The sequence below is a fragment of the Aeromicrobium sp. 636 genome (assembly GCF_024433585.1).
GTDB classification, from domain to species: domain Bacteria; phylum Actinomycetota; class Actinomycetes; order Propionibacteriales; family Nocardioidaceae; genus Aeromicrobium; species Aeromicrobium senzhongii.
Genome location: NZ_WNJU01000001.1, coordinates 48,463 through 61,800, shown reverse-complemented (window position 1 = coordinate 61,800; position 13,338 = coordinate 48,463). Strand labels below are relative to the sequence as shown.

Below are 13,338 nucleotides of genomic sequence, written 5' to 3'. Positions count from 1 at the left end.
GCTCTACCGGGAGGACGACGAATCGCCATCGGGCACGGGCGCGGTGTCAGGCCGGATGTCGATCCGCCAACCGGTCAACTTCGCTGCGAGGCGGGCGTTCTGGCCCTCCTTGCCGATCGCGAGGGAAAGTTGGAAGTCCGGCACGACGACCCGCGCGGAGCGCATCGTCTCGTCCACGATCGTCACGCCCTTGACCTGGGCCGGCGACAACGCGTAGGCGATGAACTCGGCCGGGTTCTCGCTGAAGTCGACGATGTCGATCTTCTCGCCGTGCAGCTCGCTCATCACCGAGCGCACCCGCTGGCCCATCGGACCGATGCAGGCGCCCTTGGGGTTGACGCCCGGAGCGTTCGCCTTGACCGCGATCTTCGTCCGGTGACCGGCCTCGCGGGCGATCGCGGCGATCTCGACGGTGCCGTCGGCGATCTCGGGCGACTCCAGCGCGAACAGCAGCTTCACCAGGTTCGGGTGGGTGCGCGACACCTTGACGCGGGGCCCGCGCATGCCGCGCTCGACCTCGTAGACGTACGCCTTGATCCGCTCGCCGTGGGCGTAGCGCTCCTCGGGGACCCGCTCGTTCACCGGCAGGATCGCCTCGATGTTGCCCAGGTCGATCAGCACGTCGCCGGGCGACCGGCCCTGCTGGATGACCCCGGAGACGATGTCGCCGACCCGGCCGGAGAACTCGCCGAACTTGCGCTCGTCCTCGACGTCGCGGATGCGCTGCATGATCAGCTGGCGGGCGACCGACGCGGCGAAGCGACCGAAGTCCTCCGGGGTGTCGTCGAACTCCTCGGTGAAGGTCGCCGGCTGGGGCTCGCCGTCCTCGGTGGGCGGCGGGGTGACCCGCTCGCGGGCCCACACGGTGACGTGGCCGGTCTTGCGGTCCAGCTCGACGCGCGCGTGCTGCTGGGCGCCGCCGGTCTTGTGATACGCGGACAGCAGCGCGGTCTCGATCGCGTCGACGACGAGGTCGAAGCTGATCCCCTTCTCGCGCTCCAGCATCCGCAGCGCGGACATGTCGATGTCCATCAGACGTCCTTCCGGTTCAACTCGATCTGGACGACGGCCTTGACGATCTCGTCGTACGGGAAGCGGGTGGTGTCACCCGAGATGCTCAGCTCGACGCCGCTGTCGTCGCTCGAGCCGATACGGGCCTCGAAGCGCTCGCCGTCGGTGAGCTCGACCGCGACGAGGCGGCCGGCGTTGCGGCGCCAGTGGCGCGGCTCGACGAGGGGGCGGTCGACGCCACGCGAGGCGACCTCGAGGGTGTAGCGGCCCTCCCCCATCACGTCGGACTCGTCGAGGACGGCGGAGATGGCACGGGTGGCCTCGGCGACCTGGTCGATGCCGACGCCGCCATCGCGATCGACGGCGACGAGCAGACGGCGGCGCTCGTCCTTGCCCAGCAGCTCGACCTCTTCGAGGTCAAGTCCCAGCGAGGCGGTCACGGGCTCGAGGAGACTCGATATCCGGTCGATGATCGGGGTCGTCATCTCTGGTCCTCTTCAGTTGTGGTGCGTGAACACCCCATCTTATCGAAGTGCGCTCGCTCGGTAGTCTGCGGTCGTGAGCAGCCGTCGTGTCGTCCTGGCAGCCGCCGGTGGCGTGGCCGTCGCGTTGGCCGGCCTCTTCGTCACCGACACCTTCGACGACGCCCTGCGTGCCGTGGGCGCGAAGCCCAAGCCGCTCCCCCGTCCCGAGGACACCTCCTTGATGAAGGCCGTGGTGGACGACCAGCAGCGGGTGCTGGCCATCGCACGCGGAGCCGACAACACCGCCGTCGCGACCCTGCTGGCCGCCCAACTGGAGCAACTCGGCGCCACCCCCGGGACCACGACGACAGCGGGTGACCTCGCGGGAGCGCTGCGCACCGCCTCCCGCCATCGCGCGACCGACGCCCGGACCGCGATCTCGCCGGAGTTCGCCCAGGTTCTGGCCTCCCTGTCGGCCGGCCTCGCCCAAGCGGTGACGCTGGCATGAGCGCCGAGACGCAGCTGCGCCTCACCGAGCGCTGGCTGGCCCTCGAGCACGAGGCGATCTGGGTCCTGGGACTCGTGGGCGCACGCTTCCCCGACCTGGCCGGCGCCGCACGCAAGGACCTGGCGGCGCACCGGACCACCCGGGATCGGCTCGGCGGCGTCGTCGAGTCGCTCGCCGGCCGCCCGGCGGGCCCGCGACCCTCCTACGCGGTGACCGATCCGCGGGACGCCGCCGCCGCACGGGCCCTGGTGCAGGACGTCGAGTCGCGCATCGCCGCCACCTGCGTCCGGTTGGTGGCCGTCACCGAGGACAAGGCACGTGACCGCGCGGTCCGCGGCCTGCGCACCGCAGCGCTGGGCCAGGTGCGCTGGGGCGCCGAGCCCGAGCCCTTCCCCGGGCTGGACTGATCAGTCCGCCGGCACCAACTCGAGGACGTCGAACGTCTTCGGCGTGATCTCGTACTGGGGCCGCGCGATGTACGTCTCCGGGGTCGCGGGCCGACCGTGCCACACGAATTGGACGTCCTTGATGCGACGGAGCTCACCACGGGCCATGTCGAGCAGGAACGCCTGGGTGCCACCCTCGAGCAGGATCGAGAAGGCCGCCCACCGGTCGGAGGCCGTCAGATACACCGAGCCCGCGTTGCCCACGGTGATCTGGAAGCGGCCGTACTTCGGCGATTCGATGAGGATCGGCTTGCCGTCCTCGCTGTGGCTCATCCGCACGCCCGACTCGTTCGCGTAGAGCTCGGGCCCCGGCAGATTCGATTCGTCCACCTCGCCGTCCGGGCCCTTCGCCGGATCCCAGCGGACCAGGCGGTTGGCCAGGACCACCTCGAGCAGGCCGTCGGGCCCTGCGAAGAGATCGGTCGCACCCGGAACGATCTCGGTGGGCTCACCGCTGCCGTCGATCGGCACCGCGAACACGGACGTCCGGCCTCGGGCACCGCGCACCTCGTTCACCGTCGCCTCCGTGTACCCGACGAAGTACACGGTCTCACCGCGCACCACGGGATCGACCAGCCCGGTGGGCCACGGCGGGTTGGACTTGCCCGCGCCCTTCGCGCTGACCAGCAGGGTCTCGCGGCCGGTCTCGAGGTCGTGGACGTAGAGGTCGCCGAGGCTGATGTCGTAGGTCTCGACCCACAGCACACGGTTACCGTCGATCGTCGTGGCGCTGTAGCCCAGATCGTGCACCAACGGCGGCGCGGGCCGAGCCGTCCGGGGCCGGTCGGACAGCACGCGGGTCTTGCCCGTTGCGGGGTCCCGGGCCATGAGGGCCGCCTGGCGCGGGTCGCTGTCGCCCGGCCGCTTCGAGATGTCGAACCGACCGGGGAATCGCTGGTAGATCTCGGTGCCGTCCTCGGTCCAGCCGGCGAAGGCGGCCGAGCGGTCGCCGAGGCGACCCAGCACCTTGCCGCTCACCGTGTAGTCCTGCCCCTCCTGCGCGAAGGGCGTGCTGGCGTCGGCGACGAGTCGCGTGGGCTCGGCGTATCCCTCGGGGTCGCCGGACCCCTCACCCGAGCAGGCACCGAGGCCTGCTGCGAGGACGAGAGCCGAGACTCCCGTGATCACATGCGCACGGACGGTGCTGCGCATCATGGACTCCCCCATCCATTCGCTGTAACTGGCGTTGACGGATTCTGGCAGATCAGCGCACGAACTCGATCACGGGTTCGGTGGGATAGGGGTCCGAGCTGGCGAGGACCCCGAGGAAGTACGAGGTGGTCTGTAGTCCTCTCAGGTTCCGGGACGCGGGTACCCGCAGCAGCTTCTCGCCGATGACGTCGAACACGTACTGCGTCTGGTCGCCGTCGTCATCAACCGTGAACCGCACCCACCGCCCGTTCGCCTCCAGCCACGCGAACCTGCCCGATGCACCCGTGGCCACGAAGCGTCGGTCACCGGTGTCGATGGTCAGCTCCTGGGGCTCGCCGGCACACGCGACCGTGACGCCCTCGCCGGCGGAGACGCCGCAGTCGGCCGGCAACTCGGTGCCGTCGACCTCGCCCTCGGCACCCCGCTCGGGGTCCCAGTCCACGACGCGATCCTCCAAGGCCACCTGCAGCATCCCCTCGGCCGGCGCCAGCACCGCCTGGTCGCCGAAGACGTCGGTCGCGCCCGCGGCCACGAGCTCGGGCTCCCCCGAGCCGTCGACCGGCATCCGATACACGGACGTCCGGGTGGGCAGGCGTTCCGGATCGTCGCCGTCGATCCCGACGAAGTACACGTCCTCCCCGTGGATCACCGGACCGGTGGTCGTGGCCAGCGCCCCCGATCGCACCAGGCGCCGCTCCGTCCCGGCGTCCATGTCGCGGACGTACAGGTCGCCACCGGGCGCGTTGCCCCGAACCTCGATCCAGACGACGAGATCGCCCGCGACCACGGTGGACACGATCTGCAGCGCATTCCCGGGAATCCGGTCGCGCGCCACCTGTCCCTGCCGCCGGGCGCGGTCCGACACCACCGTGGTGCGCCCCGTCTTCGGGTCGCGTGCCACCAACGCCACGGCGTACGGGTCGTCGTCCTTCGGGTCGCCGTCGGCGCTGTGGGCGTGGCGCTCGTGGATCTCGGTGCCGTCCGCCGTCCACCCCGCCAGCGAGGCGGCACGGCCGTCGATCCGGGTCGGGACGAGCGTGACGACGTCGTAGTCCTCGCCGACCGTCAATTCCGGCACGGAGTCCAGCGACAGCACGGTGGGGCCCGACGGCTCCGGCGACGACTCACTCGTGCACGCCGTCAGGCCGAGAACCAGCAGGACGAGGATTGCGGTACGTCTCACCGGCTCATCCTCACGGCGGTGTCAATGCCGACGGCCCGTTTCATCGCTCGGGGTTGTCGAGGCAGTCGGTCTGGGCACGCACCTCGAGGGCGCCGTCCTCGTGCACGAACACCCCGCCGTTGAAGCCCTCGGCGTAGAACGACACGCCGGGCCCTGAGGGCCACTGCTGGACCCCGTCGTGCCGGATCCCCAGGTCCTCGATCGCCGCGATGGCCCGCGCGAGACTCGCGTCGGCGTCCTCGACGACACCGGCAGCAGCCTCGTACGAATACGAGATCTTGTTCCACTCGTTGCCGCCCAGCCCGCCGCACGGGACGTCGCGGGCCGGAGCCTCGACGGGGGCCTCACCCTCGGACGCGGACTCCAGGATCGCCGTGCCGGCCTTGCGCAGGTCCGCGAGCGACCCCTGGGCGGACAGCCCGTCGGGATCGTCAGAACAGGCGGACAGCGCGAGCACCAGCACCAGCGCGATGACAGGGCGTCGCGCCCCGAGCAGTCCCCCGACCACGAGCTCAGGCCGTCAAGGTGGCGACCAACTCCGCCACGGGCACGTCGCGGCGCTCGCCGGTGGCGCGATCCTTGACCTCGACGACACCGTCGGCCAGGCCCTTGCCCACCACGACGATCGTCGGGACACCGATCAGCTCGGCATCCTTGAACTTCACGCCGGGCGACATCTTGGGTCGGTCGTCGTACAGGACCTCCAGGCCGGCGGCCTCGAGGTCGGCGACGATCGCGTCGGCACCCTCGAACAGCTCGGGCGCCTTGCCCGCCACGACGAGGTGGATGTCGAACGGTGCGACCTCCCGGGGCCAGACGATGCCGGCCTCGTCGTAGGAGCCCTCGACGACCGCGGCGACCGCACGCGAGACGCCGATGCCGTACGAGCCCATCGTGACCGTGACGAGCTTGCCGTTCTCGTCCAGCACCTGCAGGCCGAGTCGCTCGGCGTACTTGCGGCCGAGCTGGAAGATGTGGCCCATCTCCATGCCGCGCGCCAGCTCCAGCGGACCGGAGCCGTCCGGCGCCGGATCGCCGGCGCGCACCTCGGCGGCCTCGATCGTGCCGTCGGAGGTGAAGTCACGACCGGCGACCAGGTCGAAGACGTGCTTGCCGGGCTGGTCGGCGCCGGTGATCCAGCTCGTCCCGTCGACGACCCGCGGGTCGGTCAGGTAGCGGATGCCGGTGGCCTTCTCGGTGCCCAGCACGCCGGGGCCGATGTAGCCCTTGGCCAGGTCCGGGTACTTGGCGAAGGCGGTCTCGTCGAACGCCTCGACCTCCGCCGGGGACACCTGCGCCTCGAGGCGCTTGGCGTCGACCTCGCGGTCGCCGGGCAGGCCGATCGCCAGCGGCTCGGTGGAGCCGTCGGGGTGACGCAGCATGACGAGCACGTTCTTGAGCGTGTCGGCCGCGGTCCACGGACGGTCGTCGCGCGGGAACGCCTCGTTGGCGTGGGCGACGAGCGTCTCGATCGTCGGGGTGTCGGGGGTGTCCTCGACGTGCGACGCCGGCAGCCCGTCGAACGGGATCGGGTCGGGCACGACCGTGGTGACGGCCTCGACGTTGGCCGCGTAGCCGCCGGGCGAACGCACGAAGGTGTCCTCGCCGTTCTCGGAGACGACCAGGAACTCCTCGCTGGCCGAGCCGCCCATCGCGCCGGAGTCGGCCTGGACGATCGCGTACTCGAAGCCGAGACGGTCGAACACGCGGATGTAGGCCGCGCGGTGCGCCTGGTAGGCCGCCTCGAGGCCCTCGTCGGTCACGTCGAAGGAGTACGAGTCCTTCATGATGAACTCACGGCCGCGCAGGATGCCGGCGCGCGGACGCGCCTCGTCGCGGTACTTGGTCTGGATCTGGTAGAGGATCGCGGGCAGGTCCTTGTACGAGCCGTACAGGTCCTTCACCAGCAGCGTGAACATCTCCTCGTGCGTGGGCCCGAGCAGCATGTCGTTGCCGCGACGGTCCTTGAGCCGGAAGAGGTTGTCGCCGTACTCGGTCCAGCGCTCGGTCGCCTCGTAGGGATCGCGCGGCAGCAGCGCGGGGAACCGCACCTCCTGGCCGCCGATCGCACCCATCTCCTCGCGGACGATCGCCTCGACCTTGGCCAGCACGCGCAGGCCGAGCGGCAACCACGAGTAGATGCCGGGGGCGACGCGACGGACGTAGCCGGCGCGGACGAGCAGCTTGTGGCTCGGCACCTCGGCATCGGCGGGATCGTCGCGCAGGGTACGGAGGAACAGCTGGCTCATGCGCATACGACGAGGTTATCCGTCCGGGCCGGCAACCCGGCGGGCACCCGACCCGTTCAGGGCGGCGCTGGAGCGCGCCAGGTTGAGCGCCGCACGGATCAAGGGCCACTGCAACGGCAGGCGGGCGAGGACCCCCGCCTTGAAGGCCGGCGAGGCACGGCGGCTGCCGACGACGTCGACCGCCATCTGCACGTTGGCGGGGAACACCGCCGCCAGCAGGCCGGCGGACGCGAGCGCCCCGACCCGCCGGGTCCGGGGCGCGAGCACGGCCGCGGCACACACCAGCTCGGCGACACCGGACACCAGCACGAGGTCACGGCGCCGCGGCAGGAAGCGGGGCACGATCCGCTCGAAGGTCTGGGGCCGGACGAGGTGGACGACCCCCGAGACGGCGAACGGGACGGCAACGAGCGCCAGATCGGTACGACGAGGCATCGTGACCTGCTTTCGGGAGGGGCGGTGCGAACCGTGGAGTGTCACAGCAGGATCGAGGCGAAGGTCTCGACCTCGCGGAAGCCGACCCGCTCGTAGGCACGTCGCGCCGGAGTGTTGTGCTCGTTGACGTAGAGCGTGACCGCCGGGGCGACCGAGCGGCGCACCTGCCGGACCACCGACGCCAACGCCGGGGCGGCGACGCCGGTCCCCCGCAGCTCCGGGTGCACCCACACGCCCTGCAGTTGGCAGCCGGTGTCGGTCGCGGCACCGACCTCGGTCTTGAACAGCACCGTGCCGTCCTCGATGATCGCGTAGGACCAGCCCATCGACACCAGCTGCGTCACCCGCGCGCGGTACCCGTGCGGGGAGCCGACGGACTCCGGGTGCACGCCGACCTCCTCGGTGAACATCGCCACGCAGGCGGGATAGAGGTCGTCGACCTGGTCCAGCCGCACGGGCTTGACCCGAGGGTCCAGCTGGACGTCACTGTCGTGCTTGAGCACCATGAACGGCTGAGCGGGACGGGGCGACCGCGCGGGTCCCCATTCGTCCTTGACGAGGTCCCACAGCGGCAGCACCGCGGCCGCCGGCCCGACCAGCGAGCTGGGCTTGTGTCCGTGGGACAGCAGGCGCGCCCCGAAGGCCTCGATCGCTGCGGGCGTGGCCTGCGCCGGGACGACGTTCGCGCCCACGTGCAACAGCGAGATCGCCACGCCGTCCTCGAAGTAGCCCCACAGCTCGGCACCGAACCACCGGCGGTCCAACCGAGTGGAGTCGACGCGGTGACGCACGAACATGTCGATCAACGGCTCGCGGTCGAGCACGTCGTGGACGATCTCCAGGTCCGCACGTCCCAACGGCCTCACATAGGAGGACGTCGCCGCTGACTGGTCACAGACCTCGGTCATGGCACGAGAGTACCCGCGGAGGCATCGGATCAGCGTCCGTCAGGACACCGAAACCGACGCGCCGCCGCCCTCGACCGGCTCCATCGTCTCGGCGATCCGCATCGCCTCTTCGATGAGGGTCTCGACGATCTGGCTCTCGGGCACGGTCTTGATGACCTCGCCCTTGACGAAGATCTGTCCCTTGCCGTTGCCGGACGCCACGCCGAGATCGGCCTCGCGGGCCTCGCCCGGTCCGTTGACGACGCAGCCCATGACGGCCACACGCAGCGGCACCTCGAGCCCGTCGAGTCCTGCGGTGACCTGCTCGGCGAGCGTGTAGACGTCGACCTGGGCGCGGCCGCACGACGGGCAGGAGACGATCTCGAGCTTGCGCGGGCGCAGGTTCAGCGACTGCAGGATCTGGATGCCGACCTTGACCTCCTCGACCGGAGGCGCCGACAGGGAGACGCGGATCGTGTCGCCGATGCCCTTGCTGAGCAGGGCGCCGAACGCCGTGGCGCTCTTGATGGTGCCCTGGAAGGCCGGGCCGGCCTCGGTCACGCCAAGGTGCAGCGGCCAGTCGCCCCGCTCCGAGAGCAGCTCGTAGGCGCGCACCATGACCACCGGGTCGTTGTGCTTGACCGAGATCTTGAAGTCGTGGAAGTCGTGCTCCTCGAACAGCGAGGCCTCCCAGACGGCCGACTCGACCAGCGCCTCGGGCGTGGCCTTGCCGTACTTCTCGAGCAGACGCTTGTCGAGCGAGCCCGCGTTGACGCCGATCCGCAGCGAGACGCCGGCGTCCTTGGCCGCCTTGGCGATCGCGCCGACCTGATCGTCGAACTTGCGGATGTTGCCCGGGTTGACGCGCACGGCCGCGCAGCCGGCGTCGATCGCGGCGAAGACGTACTTGGGCTGGAAGTGGATGTCGGCGATCACCGGGATCTGCGACTTGCGCGCGATCGCCGGCAACGCCTCGGCGTCGTCCTGGCTGGGGCACGCCACGCGCACGATGTCACAGCCGGCGGCGGTCAACTCGGCGATCTGCTGCAGCGTCGAGTTGATGTCGGAGGTCAGCGTCGTGGTCATCGACTGGACCGAGATCGGGGCGTCTCCACCGACGTCGACCGAGCCCACCTTGATCTTGCGCGTGGGGCGCCGGGGAGCCAGGACCGGCGGCGGCGCCTCGGGCATGCCGAGGTCGACCCCGCTCACGAGAGTCTCACCGGATTGACGATGTCCGCATAGATCAGAACCACACCCATGACTATAAGGACGAGCCCAACCACGTAGGCGACCGGCAGCATCTTGGCGACGTCCACGAACCCCGGATCCGGCTTCCCACGCAGACGGGCGAAGGTACGCCGGAGCTGCTCCCACAGGGCCCCCGCGATGTGCCCGCCGTCCAGCGGCAGCAACGGGATGAGGTTGAACAGCCACAGGAACAGGTTGAGGCTCGCCAGCAGGCTGATGATGCGCTGCGCGCGCTCCCCCCAGCTGGGGTCGTTGTACGTCACGAGCTCGCCGGCGACCCGGCTCGCGCCCACCACGCTGACGGGCCCGTCGGACTCGCGCTCGCCACCCAGGGCGGCCTTCACGACGCCCACCATGCGCGCGGGGAGGTGCACCAGGGCGTTCGCGGTGGCGCCGATCATCTCGCCCATCTGGTCGACGACGTAGACCGGTCCCTGGCGCTCGGTCGCGAACTCGGGCGCCACGCCCAGGAAGCCCACGTTCTCGACCCGCTGCGGATCGTCGACGGAGGCCCGCGCCAGCACCGAGGTGTTGACCGTGACCTCGTTGGCCGCTCCGTCGCGCTCGTAGCCGATCGTGGCCTCGCGGTCGCCATTGCGGCGGATCAGCGTGGTCAGCTCGTCCCAGTCGTCGAGCGGCTCGCCGTTGAAGGTGGTCAGGACGTCGCCGGGCTCCAGCCCGGCCTGACGCGCCGGCGTGATCGGATCCTCGTCCGTGCACGCCCGGCCCGCCTCGGCGTCGGTGATCGCGCAGTCCGAGACCTGGGCGACGGTCGTCGTGGGCGTCGGCACGCCGAACGCCATGAACGAGATCGCGAACAGGACCGTGGCGATGAGCAGGTTCACGGTCGGGCCGCCGGCCATCACGATGACCTTCTGCCACCAGGGCTTGCGGTAGAACAGGCGGTCCTCGTCGGCCGGGTCGACGTCGACGTACTCGGCGGCCCGCGCGTCCGTGGCCATCTGGGTGAACAGGCCCGTGTCCGACGAGCGGAGGACCAGGTGGCCGTCGTGATCGCGCTCCTCACGCTCGGGCGGGAGCATCCCGACGAGCTTGACGTAGCCGCCCAGCGGGATGGCCTTGAGGCCGTACTCGGTCTCGCCGCGCTTGACGGACCAGACGGTGCGGCCGAAGCCGACGAAGAACTGGGTGACCTTGACACCGAACTTCTTGGCCGGCCACATGTGCCCGACCTCGTGCAGGGCGATCGACAACGCGACACCGACGAGGAAGACGATGACTCCGAGGGCGTACATCATCGGCCCATCACCTCGGCTCGGGACGCGACGACGGTGCGGGCCCGCTCACGCGCGGCCGCGTCCGCCTCGAGGACCCGCTCGACCGTGAGGTCGCCGCTCGCCCAGTCGGGGTCGGCCAGGTGCTCGTCGACGATCTCGGCGACCGTGTCGACGATCCCGAGGAAGTCCAGGTCGCCGGCCACGAACGCATCGACACAGACCTCGTTCGCGGCATTGAACACCGCCGGTGCGGTGCGTCCGAAGGCACCGGCACGGCGGGCGACGCCGATCGCCGCGAAGGCGTCCTCGTCGAGCGGGAAGAACTCCCAGGCGGTCGCGGAGGTCCAGTCGCAGGGGGCGACGGCGCCGGGGAGCCGGCGCGGCCAGGACAGGCCCAGCGCGATCGGCAGCTTCATGTCGGGCGGGGACGCCTGCGCCATCGTGGAGCCGTCCACGAACTCGACCATCGAGTGCACGACGGACGTGGGGTGCACCACCACGTCGATCCGCTCGTACTCGATGCCGAACAGCAGGTGGGCCTCGATGACCTCGAGACCCTTGTTCACGAGCGTGGCCGAGTTGATGGTGATGACCGGGCCCATGTCCCACGTCGGGTGCGCCGCGGCCTGCTCGGGCGTGACGTCGCGCAGGTCCTCGCGGGCGAGGCCGCGGAACGGACCGCCACTGGCGGTCAGGACGAGGCGGCGCACGTCGTCGATCTCCTCGCCCCGCAGGGCCTGGGCCAGGGCGGAGTGCTCGGAGTCGACCGGGACCAGCTGCCCGGGCTTCGCGGCGTCCAGGACCAGGGAGCCGCCCATGATGAGCGACTCCTTGTTGGCCAGGGCCAGCGTGGCGCCGGACTCCAGTGCCGCGAGGGTGGGCAGCAGGCCGACGGCGCCGGTCATGCCGTTCAGGACGGTGTCGGCGGGGATCCGGGCGGCCTCGACGGCGGCGTCGGGCCCGGCCAGCAGGCGGGGCAGGCGGTACTCCCCCGCGGACCAGCCGCGGCGTTGCGCCTCGGCGTAGAGGGCCAACTGCACGTCCTGGGCGGCGGTGGCGTTGGCCACGGCGACGACCTCGACCCCGAACTCGAGCGCCTGGGACGCCAAGGTGGAGGGATCGGCGCCACCGGCGGCGATCGCCACGACGTCGAATCGGTCGCGATGGGCGCGCACGACGTCGAGCGCCTGCGTGCCGATCGAGCCGGTGGAGCCCAGGACGACCACGCGAGAACTCATGGGGTCCATTGTGGCACCGGGCCCCGAAGCGCGGACCCGGCCCGATGAAGTGCTCAGGTCAGCGTGCCGCCGTGCAGCAGCGTGGCCAGGACGTCGCCGAACCGGCGCTCCATCCGCTCGCCGTAGTCGCCGGAATCGTGGACCTCCGCGGCGGCCGGATCGACGCGCCCGGCGCGCAGGACGAGATCGAGCTCGTACTCCTCGCCACCGACGTTGATGACCGCCGGATCACCGGTGATGGTGAAGGAGGCCCGCTCATCGGGCTCGGCGCCCAGCCGGACGATCGCCAGCACGCTGACCACCCAGACGTGCCGGTCGGGCACGTCGAGGTGGACTGGTACCCCGGCACGCAGTCCCAGCTCGCGCAGCCCCCCGGCCAGCGATGCCGACTCGTGCAGCAGCTGGGCGTACGAGAGCGTTCCGGTGGGGGTCACCAGCGCCGAGTCGTCGGCGCGACCCCGGATGACGTTGAGGTCCAGCGCCCGGAAGGCCACGCTGTGGGGTCGTGCCATCAGTGTCCCCTGAAGATCGGCTCGCGCTTCTCGGCGCGGGCGGTGGCGGCTTCCTTGACGTCCTCACTGGCCCAGACGTCGGCGAAGCTCTGGGCGATGCGCTCGTCGTCCTGCGTCGAGCCGTTGAGCACGAGCTTGTTGTGCGCCAGGGTCAGCGGGGCCAGGCGGGCGATCTCCTGGGCCCACGCGATCGCGTCGTCGAGGGTGCCCGCCCGGTCGGCGAGCCCGCACGACAGTGCCTCGTCGTGACCGATGGTGTCGGCCGCCAGCATGACGCGGCGGGCGCGGCCGGTACCGGCGAGCTGCGCCAGGGTGCGGATCGTCCACGCGTCGACGGCCATGCCGTTGCGCGCGGTGGGGACCGCGAACCGGGCTCGCTCGTCGACCACCCGCAGGTCGCAGGCGATCGCGAGCTGCGTGCCGGCCCCGATCGCCGGCCCGTTGACCGCGGCGATGACGGGGACCGGCACCAGGGTCAGACCGTGGAGCATCTCGTAGAGCGCGGAGATGAACGCGTCGCCGTAGACCCCGTCCAGGTCGGCGCCGGCACAGAACGCGGTGCCCTCCCCCGTCACCACGATCACGCGGGCGCCGGACTGCACGGCGTCGGCCGCAGCCGCGTGCAGCGCCTGGCACAGCTCGAGGTTGAGGGCGTTGCGTCGGTCGGGACGCCGCAACGTCAGGACGACGACGTCGCCGTCGCGCGCGGTGGTCAGCAGGTCGGACATGCGATCCAACCTAGCGACCGACCACCGCGCGGACGG

General features: G+C 71.0%; 15 protein-coding genes. 2 read left to right on the top strand and 13 right to left on the bottom strand.

Annotated elements, in window-relative coordinates; translation table 11 throughout:
- Positions 1-3: 3 nt before the first annotated feature.
- Both nusA and rimP read right to left on the bottom strand, forming a co-directional pair.
- Positions 4-1,032 carry a transcription termination factor NusA gene (gene nusA, locus GL325_RS00350; RefSeq protein ID WP_154594735.1) on the bottom strand — a complete coding sequence of 343 codons (1,029 nt, stop codon included), beginning with the start codon at positions 1,030-1,032 and terminating at the stop codon, positions 4-6.
- Positions 1,032-1,496, bottom strand: a complete 465-nt coding sequence (gene rimP, locus GL325_RS00345) for a ribosome maturation factor RimP (protein WP_154594734.1) — start codon at positions 1,494-1,496, stop codon at positions 1,032-1,034. The genes nusA and rimP overlap by 1 nt, the downstream gene beginning before the upstream one ends.
- A 73-nt stretch (positions 1,497-1,569) precedes the next feature.
- Here rimP and GL325_RS00340 point away from each other — a divergent pair, with 73 nt between their 5' ends.
- Both GL325_RS00340 and GL325_RS00335 read left to right on the top strand, forming a co-directional pair.
- Complete coding sequence (locus tag GL325_RS00340; RefSeq protein ID WP_154594733.1) at positions 1,570-1,983, top strand: hypothetical protein; 414 nt, start codon at positions 1,570-1,572, stop codon at positions 1,981-1,983.
- Entirely contained in the window at positions 1,980-2,390 is a 411-nt protein-coding gene (locus GL325_RS00335; protein ID WP_187768269.1) for a DUF4439 domain-containing protein, read from the top strand. Before GL325_RS00340 ends, GL325_RS00335 begins: the two co-directional genes overlap by 4 nt.
- On the opposite strand, the gene GL325_RS00330 is transcribed toward GL325_RS00335, so the two are convergent.
- Genes GL325_RS00330 through GL325_RS00280 form a run of 11 tightly spaced genes read right to left on the bottom strand, consistent with a single transcriptional unit; the run spans position 2,391 to position 13,302 of the window.
- Positions 2,391-3,581, bottom strand: a complete 1,191-nt coding sequence (locus tag GL325_RS00330) for a hypothetical protein (protein WP_187768268.1) — start codon at positions 3,579-3,581, stop codon at positions 2,391-2,393.
- 52 nt (positions 3,582-3,633) lie between these two features.
- Positions 3,634-4,764, bottom strand: a complete 1,131-nt coding sequence (locus tag GL325_RS00325; protein WP_187768267.1) for a hypothetical protein — start codon at positions 4,762-4,764, stop codon at positions 3,634-3,636.
- 40 nt (positions 4,765-4,804) lie between these two features.
- Positions 4,805-5,272, bottom strand: coding sequence for a hypothetical protein (locus tag GL325_RS00320; RefSeq protein ID WP_187768266.1), 468 nt, complete (start codon positions 5,270-5,272; stop codon positions 4,805-4,807).
- A 4-nt stretch (positions 5,273-5,276) separates the two neighbouring features.
- On the bottom strand, positions 5,277-7,019 hold the full coding sequence (locus tag GL325_RS00315) for a proline--tRNA ligase (protein ID WP_187768265.1): 1,743 nt from the start codon (positions 7,017-7,019) through the stop codon (positions 5,277-5,279).
- A gap of 9 nt (positions 7,020-7,028) precedes the next feature.
- Positions 7,029-7,448, bottom strand: coding sequence for a DoxX family protein (locus GL325_RS00310; protein ID WP_187768264.1), 420 nt, complete (start codon positions 7,446-7,448; stop codon positions 7,029-7,031).
- Between the two features lie 41 nt (positions 7,449-7,489).
- Positions 7,490-8,356, bottom strand: coding sequence for a DUF4081 domain-containing GNAT family N-acetyltransferase (locus tag GL325_RS00305; protein ID WP_187768263.1), 867 nt, complete (start codon positions 8,354-8,356; stop codon positions 7,490-7,492).
- Positions 8,357-8,395: 39 nt separating this feature from the next.
- Positions 8,396-9,526 (bottom strand): flavodoxin-dependent (E)-4-hydroxy-3-methylbut-2-enyl-diphosphate synthase, encoded by a 1,131-nt coding sequence (gene ispG / locus GL325_RS00300; protein WP_154596115.1) that lies wholly within the window; start codon positions 9,524-9,526, stop codon positions 8,396-8,398.
- 17 nt (positions 9,527-9,543) lie between these two features.
- On the bottom strand, positions 9,544-10,845 hold the full coding sequence (locus GL325_RS00295; protein ID WP_222865756.1) for an RIP metalloprotease: 1,302 nt from the start codon (positions 10,843-10,845) through the stop codon (positions 9,544-9,546).
- Positions 10,842-12,062: a 1-deoxy-D-xylulose-5-phosphate reductoisomerase gene (gene dxr, locus GL325_RS00290; RefSeq protein ID WP_223110940.1), complete on the bottom strand. Its 1,221-nt coding sequence runs from the start codon at positions 12,060-12,062 to the stop codon at positions 10,842-10,844. The genes GL325_RS00295 and dxr overlap by 4 nt, the downstream gene beginning before the upstream one ends.
- Before the next feature lie 53 nt (positions 12,063-12,115).
- Positions 12,116-12,574 carry an AMP-binding protein gene (locus tag GL325_RS00285; RefSeq protein ID WP_187768261.1) on the bottom strand — a complete coding sequence of 153 codons (459 nt, stop codon included), beginning with the start codon at positions 12,572-12,574 and terminating at the stop codon, positions 12,116-12,118.
- Positions 12,574-13,302, bottom strand: coding sequence for an enoyl-CoA hydratase (locus tag GL325_RS00280; RefSeq protein ID WP_154594723.1), 729 nt, complete (start codon positions 13,300-13,302; stop codon positions 12,574-12,576). The genes GL325_RS00285 and GL325_RS00280 overlap by 1 nt, the downstream gene beginning before the upstream one ends.
- Positions 13,303-13,338 lie beyond the last annotated feature (36 nt).

Excerpts from the sequence above, each read along its gene's own strand:
- nusA (WP_154594735.1), bottom strand. The coding sequence starts at position 1,032 with ATGGACATCGACATGTCCGCGCTGCGGATGCTGGAGCGCGAGAAGGGG.
- rimP (WP_154594734.1), bottom strand. The coding sequence starts at position 1,496 with ATGACGACCCCGATCATCGACCGGATATCGAGTCTCCTCGAGCCCGTG.
- GL325_RS00335 (WP_187768269.1), top strand. The coding sequence starts at position 1,980 with ATGAGCGCCGAGACGCAGCTGCGCCTCACCGAGCGCTGGCTGGCCCTC.
- GL325_RS00330 (WP_187768268.1), bottom strand. The coding sequence starts at position 3,581 with ATGCGCAGCACCGTCCGTGCGCATGTGATCACGGGAGTCTCGGCTCTC.
- GL325_RS00315 (WP_187768265.1), bottom strand. The coding sequence starts at position 7,019 with ATGCGCATGAGCCAGCTGTTCCTCCGTACCCTGCGCGACGATCCCGCC.
- GL325_RS00310 (WP_187768264.1), bottom strand. The coding sequence starts at position 7,448 with ATGCCTCGTCGTACCGATCTGGCGCTCGTTGCCGTCCCGTTCGCCGTC.
- GL325_RS00305 (WP_187768263.1), bottom strand. The coding sequence starts at position 8,356 with ATGACCGAGGTCTGTGACCAGTCAGCGGCGACGTCCTCCTATGTGAGG.
- ispG (WP_154596115.1), bottom strand. The coding sequence starts at position 9,526 with ATGCCCGAGGCGCCGCCGCCGGTCCTGGCTCCCCGGCGCCCCACGCGC.
- GL325_RS00295 (WP_222865756.1), bottom strand. The coding sequence starts at position 10,845 with ATGATGTACGCCCTCGGAGTCATCGTCTTCCTCGTCGGTGTCGCGTTG.
- dxr (WP_223110940.1), bottom strand. The coding sequence starts at position 12,062 with ATGAGTTCTCGCGTGGTCGTCCTGGGCTCCACCGGCTCGATCGGCACG.
- GL325_RS00285 (WP_187768261.1), bottom strand. The coding sequence starts at position 12,574 with ATGGCACGACCCCACAGCGTGGCCTTCCGGGCGCTGGACCTCAACGTC.
- GL325_RS00280 (WP_154594723.1), bottom strand. The coding sequence starts at position 13,302 with ATGTCCGACCTGCTGACCACCGCGCGCGACGGCGACGTCGTCGTCCTG.